This window comes from Kosakonia arachidis, assembly GCF_900116535.1.
GTDB classification, from domain to species: domain Bacteria; phylum Pseudomonadota; class Gammaproteobacteria; order Enterobacterales; family Enterobacteriaceae; genus Kosakonia; species Kosakonia arachidis.
The window spans coordinates 770,355-789,708 of sequence record NZ_FPAU01000001.1; the positions used below are offsets into that span (position 1 = coordinate 770,355).

The following is a 19,354-nucleotide window of genomic DNA, read 5'->3' on the forward strand; positions in this document are numbered from 1 at the left end:
GGCATGATGCGCACGCAATCTGAACTTCCTCACGGTTTGAATCCATGTCCACCTATACCCGGCCGGTGCTGCTATTGCTCTGTGGCCTGATGCTGTTGACGCTGACGATCGCGACGCTGAATACGCTCGTGCCGCTCTGGCTTGCCCATGAAAACTTACCTACCTGGCAGGTCGGTATGGTGGGGTCGTCTTATTTTAGCGGTAATTTACTCGGCACTTTATTGACCGGGCGGCTTATCCGTCGTCTGGGTTTTAACCGTAGCTATTACATTGCCTCGCTGATTTTCGCTGCTGGCTGCATTGGGTTGGGGCTGATGGTGGGCTTCTGGAGTTGGATGATTTGGCGCTTTATCGCCGGTGTCGGCTGCGCAATGATCTGGGTGGTGGTGGAAAGCGCATTAATGTGCAGTGGCACCTCCCGTAACCGTGGTCGCCTGCTGGCGGCTTATATGATGGTTTATTATGTCGGCACCGTGCTGGGACAGGTGATTGTCAGCAAATTGCCAACGGATTTGATGAGCGTGCTGCCTTTGATGACAGGCTTAGTGCTGGCGGCGATCCTGCCGCTGCTGTTTACGCGTATTGTTAATCAACAGAACGACGAGCAAGCCGTGACCTCAGTATGGCCGATGCTCCGCCTTCGCCAGGCGCGCCTGGGGGTAAATGGTTGCATTATCTCAGGGATTATTCTCGGATCATTGTATGGTCTGATGCCGCTCTATCTTTCACATCAGGGGATCAGTGATTCCGGCATCGGTTTCTGGATGGCACTGATGGTGAGCTCAGGCATTATCGGGCAGTGGCCTGTTGGTCGCCTGGCGGAGCGTTTTGGCCGGCTGCTGGTCCTGCGTGTGCAGGTGTTTGTCGTGATCATCGGTTGTATGGGAATGTTGAGTAATGCGGCGATGGCACCGGCGCTGTTTGTATTGGGAACGGCCGGTTTTACGCTTTACCCGGTGGCAATGGCCTGGGCGTGTGAGAAAGTAGAACACCACCAGTTGGTTGCCATGAATCAGGCCCTGCTGTTGAGCTACACCATTGGCAGCCTGCTTGGTCCGACGATGACGGCGATGCTGATGCAAAGCTATTCAGACAGTCTGCTGTTTATCATGATTGCGGGCGTATCGTTTATCTATCTGGTGATGTTGATGCGTAAAGCGGGGCATCATCCCACTCCGGTTGCGCACGCCTGAGTAACATCGGCGATGAAATAATCCGGTATAAAAAAGCCACAACGGCGTGTTGTGGCTTTTGCTGTTACTGCGGCTCAGTGGCTCAGTACATCACTTTATGGCCGTACTGCTCCAGAATGCCTTTGACACGTTCCATGGTCTCTTTTTTCGGTGGATGGATGCCATCAAGCTTGTACTCTTCACCCATCGCCACCCATTTGTGTTTACCCAACTCATGGTAGGGCAACAGTTCTATTTTCTCGACATTGCCCATATCACGGGTAAATTCACCGAGGCGGTGGGCTGAGTCGTCATCATCTGACCAACCCGGAACGACCACGTAGCGGATCCAGACCTTAATATTTTTCTTCGCCAGGTACCGGGCAAACTCCAGCGTACGCTGGTTAGAAACACCGACCAGATTCTGGTGAATCTCATCGTTCATTTGTTTCAGGTCGAGCATGACCAGGTCAGTAACGTCCAGAAGCTCATCAATCACCGGATCGTAGCGGCGCACAAAGCCGTTGGTGTCGAGGCAGGTATGAATCCCTTCTTTTTTACAGGCGCGAAACCAGTCGCGGACAAACTCCGCTTGCAGGATTGCCTCACCGCCGGATGCGGTTACGCCGCCGCCGGATGCGTTCATAAAGTGACGATAAGTCACCACGTCACTCATCAGATCTTCAACCGTGATCTCTTTACCACCGTGCGTGTCCCAGGTATCGCGGTTATGACAATAGAGGCAGCGCATCAGGCAGCCCTGGAAGAACGTAATGAAGCGGATGCCCGGGCCGTCGACCGTGCCACAGGATTCGAAGGAGTGGATGCGACCAATAACTGACATTGCGGTGTTTTCTCCAGATGCGACCCATCCGGGCCTGTGTCTACGCAATTTATTTCCTTTTGCGCTAAGTCTGTTTTGTCAGATATCCAGCAAGTATAGACCTCTGACAAAGCGGGCTCGGGTATTAAAAAGGCCCCACTTGCGTGGAGCCTTTATTGTACGCTTTTTACTTCGCGATTTCAGTCAATACCATTACATGGTTTGAGTGAAAGTACGAGTAATAACGTCCTGCTGCTGTTCTTTCGTCAGGGAGTTGAAACGTACTGCATAACCTGAAACACGGATGGTCAACTGCGGATATTTTTCTGGGTTTTCCATCGCGTCGAGCAGCATTTCACGGTTCATTACGTTCACGTTCAGATGCTGACCACCTTCGATGGACGCTTCATGATGGAAGTAACCATCCATCAGACCTGCGAGGTTGGTTTTACGCACTTCATCGTCTTTACCCAGCGCATTCGGAACGATAGAGAAGGTGTAAGAAATACCATCTTTAGCGTAAGCGAACGGCAGTTTAGCAACGGAGGTCAGAGAGGCCACAGCACCTTTCTGGTCACGGCCGTGCATCGGGTTAGCACCTGGTCCGAACGGAGCGCCAGCGCGACGGCCATCCGGGGTGTTACCGGTTTTCTTACCATACACAACGTTAGAGGTGATGGTCAGAACAGACTGCGTCGGGATAGCGTTGCGGTAAGTAGTCAGTTTCTGAATTTTCTTCATGAAACGTTCTACAAGGTCAACTGCCATATCATCGACGCGCGCGTCGTTGTTACCAAACTGCGGATATTCGCCTTCGATTTCGAAGTCGATTGCCAGACCGTCTTCGTCACGAATCGGTTTAACTTTCGCATATTTGATAGCAGACAGGGAGTCAGCAGCAACGGACAAACCGGCGATACCACATGCCATAGTGCGAATGACATCACGATCGTGCAGCGCCATCAGAGAGGCTTCGTAGCTGTACTTGTCGTGCATGTAGTGGATAACGTTCAGTGCAGTGACATACTGTTTAGCCAGCCAGTCCATGAAGTGATCCATACGCTCCATGACTTCGTCGAATTTCAGCACGTCGCCTTTGATAGGCTCAGATTTCGGACCAACCTGCATTTTCAGTTTTTCATCAACGCCGCCGTTGATTGCATACAGCATGGTTTTCGCGAGGTTAGCGCGAGCACCGAAGAACTGCATTTGTTTACCCACAATCATCGGGCTTACGCAACAAGCGATCGCATAGTCGTCGTTGTTGAAGTCAGGACGCATCAGGTCATCGTTCTCGTACTGCAGAGAAGACGTATCGATGGAGACTTTTGCAGCGAATTTTTTGAAATTCAGCGGCAGTTTTTCAGACCACAGAATAGTGATGTTCGGTTCCGGAGACGGGCCCATGGTGTACAGGGTGTTCAGGAAACGGAAGCTGTTTTTGGTAACCAGTGTACGGCCGTCAACACCCATACCGCCGATAGATTCAGTTGCCCAAATCGGGTCACCGGAGAACAGTTCATCATACTCAGGAGTACGCAGGAAGCGAACCATACGCAGTTTCATGACCAGGTGGTCAATCATTTCCTGCGCGTCTTTTTCAGTGATTTTGCCGGCTTTCAGGTCGCGTTCGATGTAAGCATCCAGGAAGGTGGATACGCGCCCGAAGGACATTGCAGCACCGTTCTGAGATTTAACCGCAGCCAGGTAACCGAAGTAGGTCCACTGGATTGCTTCCTTAGCGTTAGTTGCCGGAGCGGAGATATCGCAGCCGTATTTAGCTGCCATCTCTTTGATCTGACCCAGCGCACGATGCTGTTCAGCGATTTCTTCACGCAGACGGATAGTGGCTTCCAGATTTACGCCGTTTTCCAGATCGGATTGCAGAGAAAGGAATTGGGCGTATTTGTCTTTCAGCAGGAAGTCGATACCGTACAGTGCAATGCGACGGTAGTCACCGATGATACGACCACGGCCGTAAGCATCCGGCAGACCAGTCAGAATACCGGATTTACGGCAATTCAGAATGTCTTTGGTATAAACATCGAATACACCCTGGTTATGGGTTTTGCGGTATTCGGTGAAGATTTTTTTCAGCATCGGGTCCAGTTCGCGATTGTACGCTTTGCAGGAACCTTCAACCATTTTGATGCCGCCAAACGGGATGATAGCGCGTTTCAGCGGAGCTTCAGTTTGCAGACCAACGATTTTCTCAAGCGCTTTATTGATGTAGCCAGCATCGTGAGAAGTAATAGTGGAAGCAACAGAGGTGTCAAAATCAACTGGCGCGTGAGTGCGGTTTTCCAGTTTAACCCCTTCCATGACTTTGTCCCACAGGGCGGTGGTCGCGTCAGTAGCGCCAGCCAGGAAGGATTCGTCGCCTTCATATGGGGTGTAGTTTTTCTGGATAAAGTCACGTACGTTGACTTCTTTCTGCCAGTCACCTTTTGCAAAACCTTCCCAGGCTGTGGCTAATTTTTCATTAAGCTCGGACATGTAACACCTACCTTCTTAAGTGGATTTTTTATTTACTGCCTGAAACAACCATTAATGATGATCGTTGCCACGCAGGTAAATGACCCAGTATGTCAACCCGACTAATAACCCACCACCTATGATATTCCCGATTGTTACCGGAATAAGGTTATCGATGATGAAATTCGTAATAGTCAGATGAGAAAAACTTTCCGGGCTGGAACCAACTGCGGTCCAGAACTCCGGGCTAGCAAAGCTACGGATTACGACACCCATAGGGATCATAAACATGTTTGCGATACTGTGCTCAAAACCGCTGGCAACAAACATGGCCACCGGCAGCACCATAATCAGCGCTTTATCTGTCAGACTGCGACCTGAGTAGCTCATCCATACGGCCAGGCAGACCATCAGGTTCGCCAAAATACCCAGTGCGACAGCTTCAACAAAAGTATGGTGCAGTTTGTGGTCAGCTGTTTGCAGAACATTTAAGCCCCAGCCGCCATTTGCTACCATATATTCCCCGGATAACCACATCAGCAGCACGAACAGTAGCGCACCAATCAGGTTACCGATATAGACGTTTACCCAGTTACGAGCCAACTGGCCCCAGGTAATACGTCCACTGGCTTTTGCCACCACAATCAACACAGTTGATGTGAAAAGGTCTGCGCCGCAGATGACGCAAAGAATTAACCCTAATGAGAAGCATATCCCACCAATCAGTTTAGCCATGCCAAATGGCATTGATGCTGTCCCTGTGGTGGCAGTAATGTAAAAAACAAACGCGATGGAGATAAAGACACCTGCTGTAATCGCCAAAAAAAAGGTTGTCAGCGGTTTCTTCGTTGCTTTGTAGACACCTGCTTCTTCGGCAACTTTGGCCATCGCAGCTGGAAGTATTAGATCAAAAGGGTTGTCAGCTTTCACACTAACTCTCTCTTTATTAAGTCGGCGACGAGATACTAACAAAGCATTATAGAAGAGAATTTGATATGGATCATATCTCGCCTGGCTTATAGGACCGCAAAGTGCGTGGTTTTTCAGCAAATGCGGAGTAACTTATTGATTATCAAAATAAAAATAAATTTTAAAAGTTATAAAATGAGTTGATTGTTTTTATGAAGCCTCCGAAAAATCGTTAATTAAAATGGGGTAGTTGCCATGAGAAGTAACAATATTAGTCCGCAGGTAATAATACCATTTACCCATATTTAACTTAATTATTACAACTGGCTGACATTGCAAGAATATAAATAAAAAGGGGCAATAAAATTGCCCCGTAATATAGCGTAGACCTGCGATGAAGCCTACATATTGTCGTACTACTTGTCGTTATTTCGCCCAAAATGCCGCTTTGGCGCGTTGTAACTTTTCGTAAGCCGCTAACAGAGCCTGATGCGCCGGGAATGCCTGCAGGGTACCGTCTGCTGGTTGCAGGCCATAGAACGGCGCTTCACCGCTCAACGCGGCGCTGGCTGCTTCAACTGTCTGCGCGCCATACATGCGTACGAATGCATTCAGATATTGTAGCGGCTCGCGATCCTCTTCCTGCGCCAGCAACAGTAGCGTTTGCAGACAGCGGTAGTAGTTGGCGCGCTCTGCGCTGAAGATCGACGCGTTGAATTCCATGGTCCATTCGGTCCAGGCCAGAGCCTGATCCATATCGCCGCCAGCCAGCGCCAGCATTGCTTTTAACTCGCCAATGCGCAGGGTGTACCAGCCATTATCTTTACCGGTCGCCAGACCAAGCAGTTCGCGAACGCGGGTAAAATCATCGTGACCTTCGTCGTCCAGTTGGGCGATAAGGTTGAGGTACTCCTCTTTCTCCCACTCGCTGCCCGGTAGTGACAGGATAGTTTCGCGCAGATGGCTGCCCATGGTGTTATTCGCCAGCCACAGATCTTCTGCCGGATAAATATCGGACATGCCCGGCACCAGAATACGACAGGCGTACACGCCAAGGTGCTCGTAATCGGCGATATAAACCTCTTTATCCTCCGCATCGAAGATGGCCATCAGCGTGGCGAACTCTTCTTCAGTGGTCCCTGCGAAGCTCCAGTCAACAAACGGATAATTCGCATCCTGCTTAAACAGATCCCATGAGATCAAACCGCTGGAATCGATAAAGTGAGTTTCGAGGTTAGCGTGTTCAGCCACTTCTTCATCATCAAAGGTCGGCGGGGTAAAGACATCGAGATCTTTCAGACCGCGTCCCTGTAACAGTTCGGTGACTGTACGTTCCAGCGCAACGCCAAAATCCGGGTGTGCACCAAAGGAGGCAAAACAGGTGCCATTTGCCGGATTGAACAGCACAACGCAGATCACGGGATATTTACCGCCCAGCGAGCCATCGTAGGCGAAAATCGGGAAGCCCTCGGCCTCCAGTTTAGCAATGGCTTCCACCACACCAGGATAGCGGGCCAGTACTTCCTCTGGGATTTCCGGCAGGCTAATGCTCTCTGCAATAATACGGTTTTTAATATGGCGCTCGAACACCTCAGATAGACCCTGTACGCGGGCTTCGTTGCGGGTATTACCGGCAGACATGCCGTTGGAAACATAGAGGTTGCCGACGATGTTCATCGGAATATAGACCGTCTGCTCATCAGACTGGCGGGTAAACGGCAGGGCGCAGATACCACGCTCATCATTACCGGATTGCAGATCGACCAGCATCCCGGCGGTCAGCTCACCCTGTGGATCGTAGAATGCACGTAAACGAGCATCAAGGATCCCCTCGGGCAGCGAGTCATCTTCCGCCAGCGGGAACCACTTTTCGTTCGGGTAGTGAACAAATGGGCCTTGTGCGATGGCATCGCCCAGCCAGAAGTCTGCGAAGAAGTAGTTGGTAGAAAGACGTTCGAAGTACTCGCCCAGCGCAGAGGCAAGCGCAGCCTTTTTCGTTGCGCCTTTACCGTTCGTGAAGCATAACGCGCACTCTTTATCGCGAATATGCACGGACCAGACGTTTGGTACCGGATTCAGCCATGAGGCTTCTTCAATGTGAAAACCGAGGTCGGTGAGCTTTTGCTGGAAGCGGGCGATGGAGTCTTCCAGTGCGGCGTCTTTACCGGGAATAAATGTTTGAGTCATGGCGGTCACTTTTTTCGTACGTAAAGCGCGCAATGATACGGGTTTTGCGTGACAGGCGCTATCTTCCGCGTCTGCCCGGCGAAAATAAAACAGCGGTCTATGCTTAGGGAAAGTCACCGCCTGTTCACGGATGGAAAAATGAAAGCGTTCGACCTTCATCGCATGGTACTGGATAAAGTTCCCTTCGAATTTTTGTGGGAAGTGGCACTGCGTAGCCTCTATACCTTCGTTTTAGTCTTTTTATTCCTCAAGATCACTGGCAGACGTGGTGTACGGCAAATGTCGCTGTTCGAAGTCCTCATTATCCTGACGCTGGGCTCAGCTGCGGGAGATGTGGCTTTCTATGACGACGTTCCAATGCTACCTGTGCTGGTGGTTTTTATTACGCTGGCGGTGCTTTACCGTCTGGTGATGTGGCTGATGTCCCACAGCGAAAGGCTGGAAGATCTGCTGGAAGGCAAACCGATTGTCATTGTTGAGAACGGTGAGCTTGCATGGGAAAAATTGCATGAAGAGAATATGACTGAATTTGAGTTTTTCATGGAATTGCGCGGCCAGAGCATAGAACATCTTGGGCAGATTCGGCTGGCTATTATGGAGAACAACGGGCAAATCAGCGTCTACTACTTCCCCGATAAAGAGGTTAAACCCGGGCTCTGTATTCTGCCGGAAGGATGCAGTGAGCGGTATACCTCGGTACCTGAAACGGGCGATTACGTTTGCGTCCGTTGCAGTAAAATTGTCGCTCTGGAGGCAGGCGAAAAGCGATCCTGTGCGCGCTGTGCAAATCCGGAATGGTCGAAGGCCAGTCGGGCAATTCGGGTGACATAACAGGTTTTTTATCGGGCCCGGCTCGGCTGTGCAAAACATTCTGCTATGTGACTGAGCGCACATTTCCCCCCGCGCGGCTATTACCCATTGCGGCGCGTGACGCGCAATGATAAAACCGATGTCACAGGAATAACTTATTGCTTTTTAGCGTGGTGAGGGGAAATGACTCAGGTCTTCAATTTTAGTTCTGGCCCGGCAGTATTACCGGCGGATGTGCTCAAACAGGCGCAACAAGAATTGTGCGACTGGCAAGGTCTTGGCACTTCGGTGATGGAAATTAGCCATCGTAGTAAAGAGTTTATCCATGTGGCTGAAGAGGCGGAGAAGGACTTTCGCGATCTGCTGGGCATCCCCTCCAACTATAAGGTTTTGTTCTGTCACGGCGGCGGTCGCGGTCAGTTTGCTGGTATTCCGCTAAATTTGCTGGGTGATAAAACAACCGCTGATTATGTTGATGCCGGTTACTGGGCGGCAAGTGCGGTCAAAGAAGCGAAAAAATACTGCATTCCACACGTTATTGACGCGAAAATCACTGTTGATGGCCTGCGTGCTGTGAAGCCGATGAGCGAATGGCAACTTAGCAAAAACGCGGCTTACCTCCACTACTGCCCGAACGAAACGATTGATGGCATTGCGATCGATGAAACACCTGCGTTCGCCAATGATGTGGTAGTGACGGCTGATTTCTCTTCAACCATCCTGTCGCGTGAAATTGATGTCAGCCGTTTTGGTGTGATTTATGCGGGCGCGCAGAAAAATATCGGTCCGGCAGGTTTAACGTTGGTGATTGTACGTGAAGATCTGCTGGGCAAAGCTCATGTGGCCTGTCCGTCTATCCTCGACTACAGCGTGCTGAATGAAAACGACTCTATGTTCAACACGCCGCCGACGTTTGCCTGGTATCTCTCAGGGCTGGTGTTTAAATGGCTGAAAAAACAGGGTGGCGTCGCCGCAATGGAGAAAGTCAACCAGCAAAAAAGTGAACTGTTGTATGGTGTAATCGACCGCAGTGATTTTTATCGCAACGATGTGGCGAAGTCTAATCGTTCGCGCATGAACATTCCGTTCCAGTTGGCGGACAGCGCGCTGGACAAACTCTTCCTTGAAGAGTCATTCGCTGCGGGTCTGCACGCGCTGAAAGGCCACCGTGTCGTTGGTGGTATGCGCGCCTCAATTTATAATGCGATGCCGCTGGCTGGCGTACAGGCGCTGACCGACTTTATGGTTGACTTCGAACGTCGCCACGGTTAATTGCTGTAGTCTGTATTCCCCGCAGTCGCACTGCGGGGTTTTATTTTGTCTGTTGAGAGTAAAGTTTCATGGAATCCCTGACGTTACAACCCATCGCGCGGGTAGATGGCACCATCAATCTGCCTGGTTCGAAAAGTGTCTCAAACCGCGCTTTGTTGCTTGCTGCATTTGCCCGTGGCACTACCGCTCTGACCAATTTGCTGGACAGCGACGACGTGCGCCACATGCTGAATGCGCTCAGCGCGCTGGGAATTCATTATACCTTGTCTGCCGACCGTACCCGTTGTGAAGTGACGGGCGTGGGTGGTCCGTTGCACTCTGCGGAAAAACTGGAACTGTTTCTTGGCAATGCCGGAACAGCAATGCGCCCTCTGGCTGCGGCGCTTTGTCTTGGGGCAAACGATCTGGTGTTGACCGGTGAACCGCGCATGAAAGAGCGCCCGATTGGACACCTGGTTGATGCACTGCGTCAGGGGGGAGCGCAAATTGATTACCTTGAGCAGGAAAATTATCCACCTTTGCGCCTGCGCGGTGGTTTTACCGGCGGTGACGTGAGCGTGGACGGCAGCGTTTCCAGCCAGTTCCTGACAGCGCTGCTGATGACTGCGCCGTTGGCGCCGCAGGATACCATTATCACTATCAAAGGTGATCTGGTCTCTAAACCGTATATCGACATCACGTTGCATCTGATGGAAACCTTTGGCGTAGTAGTCGAAAATCAGCACTACCAGCGTTTTGTGGTGCGCGGCGGTCAGCAATATCAGTCCCCTGGCCAGTATCTGGTGGAGGGGGATGCCTCCTCTGCCTCTTATTTCCTGGCGGCAGGTGCGATCAAAGGCGGCACAGTAAAAGTGACCGGCATTGGGCGCAATAGCGTGCAGGGTGATATCCGCTTTGCCGATGTACTGGAAAAAATGGGCGCGACGGTGGTTTGGGGTGATGACTATATTGCCTGTACACGCGGTGAGCTGAACGCTATCGATATGGACATGAATCATATCCCGGACGCGGCAATGACTATCGCGACGGCTGCGCTTTTTGCCAAAGGCACCACTACGCTGCGTAATATTTATAACTGGCGAGTAAAGGAAACAGATCGTCTGTTTGCGATGGCAACAGAGTTGCGCAAAGTGGGCGCAACGGTGGAAGAGGGTGAGGATTATATCCGCATTACTCCACCGGAAAAATTACGATTTGCGGAAATTGGTACGTATAACGATCACCGCATGGCGATGTGCTTCTCGTTGGTGGCGCTGTCTGATACGCCAGTCACCATTCTGGATCCGAAATGCACGGCGAAAACCTTCCCCGACTATTTTGAGCAGTTAGCTCGCATTAGTACGCTCGCGTAACTCTCTTTGCTCCGGGCTGGTGTAAATCAGCCCGGCCTGCCGAACATTTATTCTACACTCAGCTTCAGACCCCTCTGTTATTCGCACGCAGTAGTAACGATTGTGTGCATTGCCGCGTATAATGCGCGGCGTTTACGTAACGATATGCCTTGATTAAGGAGAAAAAGATGACGGCAATTGCCCCGGTAATCACCATTGATGGACCAAGCGGTGCGGGAAAAGGCACGCTTTGCAAGGCAATGGCGGAAGCGTTGCAATGGCATTTGTTGGATTCAGGCGCAATTTATCGTGTGCTGGCACTCGCTGCACTGCATCACCACGTCGATGTGACCTCGGAAGAGGTGCTGGTTCCGTTGGCGGCGCATCTGGATGTGCGATTTATCTCAACCGATGGAAATCTGGAAGTGATCCTCGAAGGTGAGGATGTGAGTGCTGAAATTCGTACCCAGGAAGTAGCAAATGCAGCATCGCAGGTTGCTGCATTTCCGCGCGTGCGTGAAGCATTATTACGCCGCCAGCGCGCGTTTCGCGAAGCACCTGGCCTTATCGCCGATGGCCGTGATATGGGCACAGTGGTTTTTCCTGACGCGCCGGTAAAAATTTTCCTTGACGCTTCTTCTGAAGAACGTGCGAATCGTCGTATGCTCCAGTTGCAGGAGAAAGGCTTTAGTGTTAACTTTGAACGCCTTTTGGCCGAGATCAAGGAACGTGACGATCGCGATCGTAATCGTCCTGTAGCGCCGCTGGTTCCCGCTGCTGATGCTTTAGTTCTGGATTCAACCAGTTTAAGCATTGAGCAAGTGATTGAGAAAGCGCTACAATATGCACGCCAAAAATTGGCTCTCGCGTAAGCGACCGAATTCGTAGTACCTGCTGCAATGGAATGTGAGCAGGCATGTGAAACAACCCCATCCGGCATGAAGCCAGGTGGACGTTAAATTGAAGAATCCTGAAGATTATCAATATGACTGAATCTTTTGCTCAACTCTTTGAAGAGTCCCTGAAAGAAATCGAAACCCGCCCGGGTTCTATCGTTCGCGGTGTTGTTGTTGCTATTGACAAAGACATTGTACTGGTTGACGCCGGTCTGAAATCTGAGTCCGCCATTCCGGCTGAGCAGTTCAAAAACGCCCAGGGCGAGCTGGAAATCCAGGTTGGTGACGAAGTTGACGTTGCTCTGGATGCAGTAGAAGACGGCTTCGGTGAAACCCTGCTGTCCCGTGAGAAAGCTAAACGTCATGAAGCTTGGATCACGCTGGAAAAAGCTTACGAAGACGCTGAAACTGTTACCGGTGTTATCAACGGCAAAGTCAAGGGCGGCTTCACTGTTGAGCTGAACGGTATTCGTGCGTTCCTGCCAGGTTCTCTGGTAGACGTTCGTCCGGTCCGTGACACTCTGCACCTGGAAGGCAAAGAGCTTGAATTCAAAGTAATCAAGCTTGACCAGAAGCGTAACAACGTTGTTGTTTCCCGTCGTGCGGTTATCGAATCCGAAAACAGCGCAGAACGCGATCAGCTGCTGGAAAACCTGCAGGAAGGCATGGAAGTTAAAGGTATCGTTAAGAACCTTACTGACTACGGTGCATTCGTTGATCTGGGCGGCGTTGATGGCCTGTTGCACATCACCGACATGGCATGGAAACGCGTTAAGCATCCGAGCGAAATCGTAAACGTTGGCGACGAAATCACTGTTAAAGTGCTGAAATTCGACCGCGAACGTACTCGTGTATCCCTGGGCCTGAAACAGCTGGGTGAAGATCCGTGGGTAGCTATCGCTAAACGTTATCCGGAAGGCACCAGACTGACTGGCCGTGTGACCAATCTGACCGACTACGGCTGCTTCGTCGAAATCGAAGAAGGCGTTGAAGGCCTGGTTCACGTTTCCGAAATGGATTGGACCAACAAAAACATCCACCCGTCCAAAGTTGTTAACGTTGGCGATGTGGTGGAAGTTATGGTTCTGGATATTGACGAAGAACGTCGTCGTATCTCCCTGGGCCTGAAACAGTGCAAATCCAACCCGTGGCAGCAGTTTGCTGAAACCCACAACAAGGGCGATCGCGTTGAAGGTAAAATCAAGTCTATCACTGACTTCGGTATCTTCATCGGCCTGGACGGCGGCATCGACGGTTTGGTTCACCTGTCTGACATCTCCTGGAACGTTGCAGGCGAAGAAGCAGTTCGTGAATACAAAAAAGGCGACGAAATCGCAGCTGTTGTTCTGCAGGTTGATGCAGAGCGTGAGCGTATCTCTCTGGGCGTTAAACAGCTCGCAGAAGATCCGTTCAATAACTACGTTGCAGTGAACAAGAAAGGCGCAATCGTAAACGGTAAAGTGACTGCAGTTGATGCTAAAGGCGCAACCGTAGAACTGGCTGACGGCGTTGAAGGTTACCTGCGCGCTTCTGAAGCTTCTCGTGATCGTGTAGAAGATGCAACTCTGGTTCTGAATGTTGGTGATGATGTTGAAGCTAAATTCACCGGTGTTGACCGTAAGAACCGCGTAGTTAGCCTGTCTGTACGTGCGAAAGACGAAGCTGACGAGAAAGATGCTATCGCTTCTGTTAACAACAAACAGGAAGAAGGCAACTTCTCTAACGCTATGGCTGAAGCTTTCAAAGCAGCTAAAGGCGAGTAAGATCAAGTATCCCGAGTTATTTGTTTGGTAACAGGACGAAAGTCACAGAGTTACCGTGCGAACGACGATGAGTTACTTGACAGATCACAGGATTCGTCCTGTAATCAATGACAAAGGGCGGCTACGGTCGCCCTTGTTAAAGCTATTAAGCGAATATTGCGTTGAAGGAAACCGGAGGAATCATGACCAAGTCAGAATTGATAGAAAGACTTGCAAGCCAGCAATCGCATATCCCGGCTAAAGCCGTGGAAGATGCCGTAAAAGAAATGCTGGAGCATATGGCCTCTACTCTTGCCCAGGGTGAGCGCATTGAGATCCGCGGTTTCGGCAGTTTTTCCCTTCACTATCGTGCACCTCGCACCGGGCGTAACCCCAAAACAGGCGATAAAGTGGATCTGGAAGGTAAATACGTTCCGCACTTTAAGCCGGGTAAAGAATTACGTGACCGCGCCAATATTTATGAGTAATTCTTAGCGAAAAGCAAAGAATTGCATTCGAGAAGGCACCTGAAAGGGTGCCTTTTTCATTTTATGCGTTTCTTTTCCTGAAGCAGCCTCGCACATTTTTGCTGATGTGATGTAACGCGATAAAAAAACAACAATTCGCGCCGCAAACCTGAAAACATACGAAAGCGAATCAAACCAGAGCTCCGCATACTTCTGCTCCACAAGGAGGTATGCATGGCGTTATCTACATTAGCCGCATGCATTATATTGGGCATTTTGCCGCTGTTGTGGTTGCCAGCATTACCCGATATTCACAGTAGTTGGTGCGTCATCATTAGTGGATGCCTGCTGGCATGCTTACAACCACGGTTTTTACGCTATGGGGGTATCACGTTGCTCATTTTTGCCTGGGGCGTTTTGAACGCAATGCAGGCACTTTGGCCAACGATGAATCTTCCAGGGGCGAACCGCCAGGTTGAAGTCATTATTACCGAAACAGACAGTATGACCCGACATCAGGCGAAGATAGTGAGTCTTAATGGTAAACGCCTGTTCCCGGCCGCTGGCATAACGCTCTATGGGCAATATTTACCTGCCCCGGTCTGCACAGGACAGCGATGGGCGATGACCGTCCGCGTCCGAGCGATGCATGGCCAACTCAACGACGGAGGATTTGATTCTCAGCGCTATGCATTGGCGAGCCATCTTCCTCTTAGCGGTCGTTTTAGCGATGCGCGTTTAATCGAGCCAACTTGTAGCTGGCGTGCTGATTATTTGCAGTCGCTGACGCACACGCTTTCCCCTTATTTATGGCGTCCGGTGATTCTGGCGCTGGGAATGGGGGAGCGTTCGGCACTTGAAAGCTCGGTAAAAGAGATTATGCGTCAGACAGGAATCGCCCACTTAATGGCTATATCTGGATTGCATATCGCTCTTGCCGCAATGCTTGGCGGCATTGTTACTCGTGGTATACAGTTTTACTTCCCAGCCAATCGGGTTAACTGGGCCTTGCCGCTGCTCGCTGGCACGTTGTGTGCCATCGGATATGCATGTCTCACCGGCTTACAGCCCCCTGCATTGCGCACGGCTATTTCGCTTAGTGTCTGGGCCACACTACGTCTTTCCGGTCGGCAGTGGTCGCCCTGGCAAGTCTGGCTCTGTTGTATCGCCGTGATACTGTTTATCGATCCGCTATCCATATTGTCATACAGCTTGTGGTTATCGGCCTTCGCCGTGGCCGCATTACTGTTCTGGTATCAGTGGTTACCCATGCCAGCTCAACAACACTGGCTTATACGTAACGGTATAAGCCTGATCCATTTGCAGATAGGAATGACGTTATTACTGATTCCATTACAATTATCTATGTTCCATGGGATCAGTCTAAGCTCGTTGGTCGCCAATCTGCTGGCGATCCCTCTGGTCACATTTGTCACCGTACCCTTGATTTTAACGGGAATGCTGTTGCACTTGACCGGGCCCTCATTAATTGAGGAAGCCTGCTGGTACCTGGCGAACCAAACACTCGTACTCTTGTTTGCTTTTCTGCGATGGTTGCCCGCGGGATGGATCAACGTTGATGCACGTTGGCAGGCAGTCGCCTGGGTACCATGGTTGATGCTGATCTGCTGGCGCTTGTCTCTGTGGTGTCGTATTCCTGCCCTGTGTCTGACTGGCCTGACGATGCTCTTATTGCCGCTATGGCGGGGTGATCGGCCAGGAGCGTGGTCCGTACATATGCTGGATGTTGGGCAGGGGCTGGCAATGGTAATTGAGCGCAATGGTAAAGCAATTCTCTATGACACCGGCGTTGCGTGGTCTGGTGGTGATAGTGGCCAGCAACTGATTATTCCCTGGCTGCGCTGGCATGCTCTGCAGCCCGAGGGCATCATTCTGAGCCATGAACATCTGGATCATCGCGGTGGCCTGGCATCGTTACTGAGAACCTGGCCAGAACTGTGGGTACGCAGTCCATTAGGTTGGGCTGGCCATACGCCCTGTTTTCGTGGGGAAACATGGCAGTGGCAGGGGTTGACGTTCAGCGTGCACTGGCCGCTACCGAAAGCGCAGATGCAGGGGAACAATCTCTCATGTGTCGTGAAGGTGGAGGATGGGCAACACAGCATCCTGCTAACCGGAGACATCGAAACACAGGGCGAGATGGCAATGCTCAGCCACTACTGGCAGCACCTGCAATCTACCATTGTACAGGTACCTCATCACGGAAGTAATACCTCGTCGTCTCTGCCTTTCTTACAGCGGGTTGGAGGTAAGGCGGCTGTGGCGTCTGCGTCGCGGTATAACGCCTGGCGCTTCCCTTCGCTAAAGGTCGTAAAACGTTACCGGGAACAGGGATATCGCTGGTATGACACTCCGCACCAGGGGCAGATAACCATCTCTTTTTCTCCCCAGGGCTGGGAAATCCATAGCTTACGAGATCAACTTTTACCGCGTTGGTATCATCAGTGGTTTGGCGTCCCAAACGATAACGGGTAGAATATGCGGCTATTTCAACAAGTGCTGGTTTTCTGAATGCAGAACGATAAAGATCTCTCCACATGGCAGACATTCCGCCGACTATGGCCAACTATTGCGCCGTTCAAAACGGGTCTGATCGTGTCGGGGATTGCGTTAATCCTCAACGCAGCCAGCGATACATTCATGTTATCGCTGCTTAAACCGTTACTGGACGATGGTTTTGGTAAAACGGACCGTTCGGTGCTGCTGTGGATGCCGCTGGTGGTTATCGGGCTGATGATCCTCCGCGGTATCACCAGTTATATCTCCAGTTACTGCATTTCCTGGGTCTCGGGGAAAGTAGTGATGACCATGCGCCGCCGCCTGTTTAGCCACATGATGGGTATGCCGGTATCATTTTTTGATAAGCAATCGACTGGCACATTGCTGTCGCGTATTACCTACGATTCGGAACAAGTGGCTTCGTCTTCATCCAGCGCATTGATCACCGTGGTGCGTGAAGGTGCATCGATCATCGGCCTGTTCGTGATGATGTTCTGGTATAGCTGGCAACTGTCGCTGATCCTGATTGTGCTGGCGCCAATTGTTTCTGTCGCTATTCGCGTGGTATCTAAGCGTTTCCGTAATATCAGCAAAAACATGCAGAACACGATGGGGCAGGTGACCACCAGCGCGGAACAGATGCTAAAAGGACATAAAGAGGTGCTGATGTTTGGCGGTCAGGAAGTGGAAACCCACCGCTTTGACAAAGTCAGTAACAAAATGCGCTTGCAGGGTATGAAAATGGTCTCTGCTTCCTCTATTTCCGATCCTTTGATCCAGTTAATTGCCTCACTGGCACTGGCATTTGTGCTTTATGCCGCCAGCTTCCCAAGCGTCATGCAGACGCTTTCGGCTGGTACGATTACCGTCGTCTTTTCTTCTATGATTGCCCTGATGCGCCCGTTGAAATCGTTGACTAACGTCAATGCTCAGTTCCAGCGAGGTATGGCGGCTTGTCAGACGCTGTTTGCTATCCTCGATAGTGAGCAGGAAAAAGACGAAGGAACGCGTGTTATCGAACGTGCTCGCGGCGATATTGAATTCCGCAACGTGACGTTTACTTATCCTGGCCGTGATACGCCAGCTCTGCGCAATATCAACCTGACGATCCCTGCGGGCAAGACTGTTGCACTGGTGGGGCGTTCCGGTTCTGGTAAATCGACGTTGGCCAGCCTAATCACGCGTTTCTATGATATTGACGAAGGACAGATCCTGATGGATGGCCACGATCTGCGCGAATACAAGCTCACATCGCTACGTGACCAGGTCGCGCTGGTCTCCCAGAACGTGCATCTCTTTAATGATACCGTTGCCAATAACATTGCCTATGCCCGTACCGAGGTATACAGCCGTGAGGAGATTGAGAAAGTAACGAAGATGGCCTATGCCTTTGATTTTATCAATAAAATGGATAGTGGCCTGGATACAATAATTGGCGAGAATGGGGTGCTGCTTTCCGGCGGCCAGCGTCAGCGTATCGCGATTGCCCGAGCGTTGCTGCGTGACAGCCCGATCCTGATCCTTGATGAGGCCACGTCAGCGCTGGATACCGAATCTGAACGTGCTATTCAGGCTGCGCTCAATGAGTTGCAGAAAAACCGTACCTCTTTGGTTATCGCGCACCGCCTGTCTACCATTGAACAGGCCGATGAGATTGTGGTGGTTGAAGATGGATGTATCGTTGAGCGTGGCAGTCATGCCGAGTTGCTGGAGCACCGCGGCGTTTACGCTCAGCTTCATAAAATGCAGTTTGGCGCATGATTGCTCGTATCTGGTCCGGTGAATCTCCGCTGTGGCTACTATTATTGCCACTCTCATGGCTTTATGGCCTGGTGAGTGGCGCAATCCGTCTGGCTTATCGTCTGGGGCTCAAAAAATCCTGGCGCGCCCCTGTTCCGGTGGTGGTGGTCGGTAACCTGACGGCTGGCGGTAACGGTAAAACACCAGTGGTTGTCTGGTTGGTTGAACAGCTTCAGCAGCGTAGTATCCGCGTAGGGGTGGTTTCGCGAGGGTATGGCGGGAAGGCAGCACATTATCCGCTGCTGCTGACGTCTGATACCACGCCGGAAGAGGCAGGCGACGAACCTGTGCTGATTTACCAGCGCACCGGCGCGCCTGTTGCTGTGTCACCCCTCCGCCGTGAGGCGGTGGAAGCCATTCTGGCACAACATCCTGTGCAGATAATCGTGACCGATGATGGCCTTCAACACTATCCCCTGGCGCGAGACAAAGAGATTGTGGTTGTTGATGGCGCTAGACGTTTTGGCAATGGCTGGTGGCTGCCTGCGGGTCCGATGCGTGAACGCGCTTCACGTCTGAAAACGGTTGATGCGGTGATCGCCAATGGCGGCGTAGCACGAGCGGGTGAGATCCCGATGCGCCTGATACCGGGGATGGCGGTTAATTTGCGCACGGGTGAACGGCGTGAAGTACGTGAGCTGGTGCCTTGCGTGGCGATGGCTGGTATTGGCCATCCCCCGCGTTTTTTCGCTACGCTCAGTGAGTGCGGTGTGACACCGGAACAGACTTTTGCGCTCGCCGATCACCAGGCATTAACCCGTTCGGATGTTCGGGCGATGGTCAAACCGGGACAGACGCTGGTGATGACAGAAAAAGATGCGGTGAAATGTCGGCCCTTCGCTGAAGATAACTGGTGGTATTTGCCTGTGGACGCGCAACTGGAAGGTGAACAGGCAAATAAGCTACTGCAGGAATTGCTTACACTGGCGCGCTGACGATCGCTTCATCGG

14 protein-coding genes are annotated in these 19,354 nt (G+C 51.3%); 10 read left to right on the plus strand and 4 right to left on the minus strand.

Going from position 1 to position 19,354, the window contains the following annotated elements:
• Window positions 1-44 precede the first annotated feature (44 nt).
• Window positions 45-1,193 carry an MFS transporter gene (locus BM427_RS03740; protein ID WP_090119324.1) on the plus strand — a complete coding sequence of 383 codons (1,149 nt, stop codon included), beginning with the start codon at window positions 45-47 and terminating at the stop codon, window positions 1,191-1,193.
• An 82-nt stretch (window positions 1,194-1,275) separates the two neighbouring features.
• Here the strand turns inward: BM427_RS03740 and pflA are convergent, their stop codons facing one another.
• The 4 genes from pflA to ycaO all read right to left on the minus strand — a co-directional run bounded on the left by pflA (window position 1,276) and on the right by ycaO (window position 7,566).
• Window positions 1,276-2,016 carry a pyruvate formate lyase 1-activating protein gene (gene pflA, locus BM427_RS03745; RefSeq protein WP_090119327.1) on the minus strand — a complete coding sequence of 247 codons (741 nt, stop codon included), beginning with the start codon at window positions 2,014-2,016 and terminating at the stop codon, window positions 1,276-1,278.
• 192 nt (window positions 2,017-2,208) lie between these two features.
• The gene (gene pflB / locus BM427_RS03750) at window positions 2,209-4,491 is read right to left on the minus strand and encodes a formate C-acetyltransferase (protein ID WP_090119329.1); all 2,283 of its coding nucleotides are present in this window, start codon (window positions 4,489-4,491) and stop codon (window positions 2,209-2,211) included.
• 51 nt (window positions 4,492-4,542) lie between these two features.
• Complete coding sequence (gene focA / locus BM427_RS03755) at window positions 4,543-5,400, minus strand: formate transporter FocA (RefSeq protein ID WP_139234377.1); 858 nt, start codon at window positions 5,398-5,400, stop codon at window positions 4,543-4,545.
• 405 nt (window positions 5,401-5,805) lie between these two features.
• Complete coding sequence (gene ycaO / locus BM427_RS03760; RefSeq protein WP_090120672.1) at window positions 5,806-7,566, minus strand: 30S ribosomal protein S12 methylthiotransferase accessory factor YcaO; 1,761 nt, start codon at window positions 7,564-7,566, stop codon at window positions 5,806-5,808.
• A gap of 138 nt (window positions 7,567-7,704) precedes the next feature.
• On the opposite strand from ycaO, the gene BM427_RS03765 reads away from it, so the two are divergent.
• The 9 genes from BM427_RS03765 (at window position 7,705) to lpxK (ending at window position 19,339) form a co-directional block, all read left to right on the plus strand.
• Window positions 7,705-8,397, plus strand: coding sequence for a DUF421 domain-containing protein (locus BM427_RS03765; RefSeq protein WP_090119333.1), 693 nt, complete (start codon window positions 7,705-7,707; stop codon window positions 8,395-8,397).
• Window positions 8,398-8,559: 162 nt separating this feature from the next.
• Window positions 8,560-9,648, plus strand: a complete 1,089-nt coding sequence (gene serC / locus BM427_RS03770) for a 3-phosphoserine/phosphohydroxythreonine transaminase (protein WP_090119335.1) — start codon at window positions 8,560-8,562, stop codon at window positions 9,646-9,648.
• A 68-nt stretch (window positions 9,649-9,716) separates the two neighbouring features.
• The gene (gene aroA, locus BM427_RS03775) at window positions 9,717-11,000 is read left to right on the plus strand and encodes a 3-phosphoshikimate 1-carboxyvinyltransferase (protein ID WP_090119337.1); all 1,284 of its coding nucleotides are present in this window, start codon (window positions 9,717-9,719) and stop codon (window positions 10,998-11,000) included.
• A 167-nt stretch (window positions 11,001-11,167) separates the two neighbouring features.
• Window positions 11,168-11,851 (plus strand): (d)CMP kinase, encoded by a 684-nt coding sequence (cmk, locus tag BM427_RS03780; protein ID WP_090119339.1) that lies wholly within the window; start codon window positions 11,168-11,170, stop codon window positions 11,849-11,851.
• 113 nt (window positions 11,852-11,964) lie between these two features.
• Window positions 11,965-13,638 (plus strand): 30S ribosomal protein S1, encoded by a 1,674-nt coding sequence (gene rpsA, locus BM427_RS03785; protein WP_090119341.1) that lies wholly within the window; start codon window positions 11,965-11,967, stop codon window positions 13,636-13,638.
• Between the two features lie 182 nt (window positions 13,639-13,820).
• A complete protein-coding gene (gene ihfB, locus BM427_RS03790; RefSeq protein ID WP_007374142.1) occupies window positions 13,821-14,105 on the plus strand; it encodes an integration host factor subunit beta in 285 nt (94 codons plus the stop codon).
• 213 nt (window positions 14,106-14,318) lie between these two features.
• A complete protein-coding gene (locus tag BM427_RS03795) occupies window positions 14,319-16,580 on the plus strand; it encodes a ComEC family protein (RefSeq protein WP_090119343.1) in 2,262 nt (753 codons plus the stop codon).
• Window positions 16,581-16,616: 36 nt separating this feature from the next.
• The gene (gene msbA / locus BM427_RS03800; RefSeq protein WP_090119345.1) at window positions 16,617-18,365 is read left to right on the plus strand and encodes a lipid A ABC transporter ATP-binding protein/permease MsbA; all 1,749 of its coding nucleotides are present in this window, start codon (window positions 16,617-16,619) and stop codon (window positions 18,363-18,365) included.
• Window positions 18,362-19,339 (plus strand): tetraacyldisaccharide 4'-kinase, encoded by a 978-nt coding sequence (gene lpxK / locus BM427_RS03805; RefSeq protein WP_090119347.1) that lies wholly within the window; start codon window positions 18,362-18,364, stop codon window positions 19,337-19,339. The genes msbA and lpxK overlap by 4 nt, the downstream gene beginning before the upstream one ends.
• Window positions 19,340-19,354: the final 15 nt, after the last annotated feature.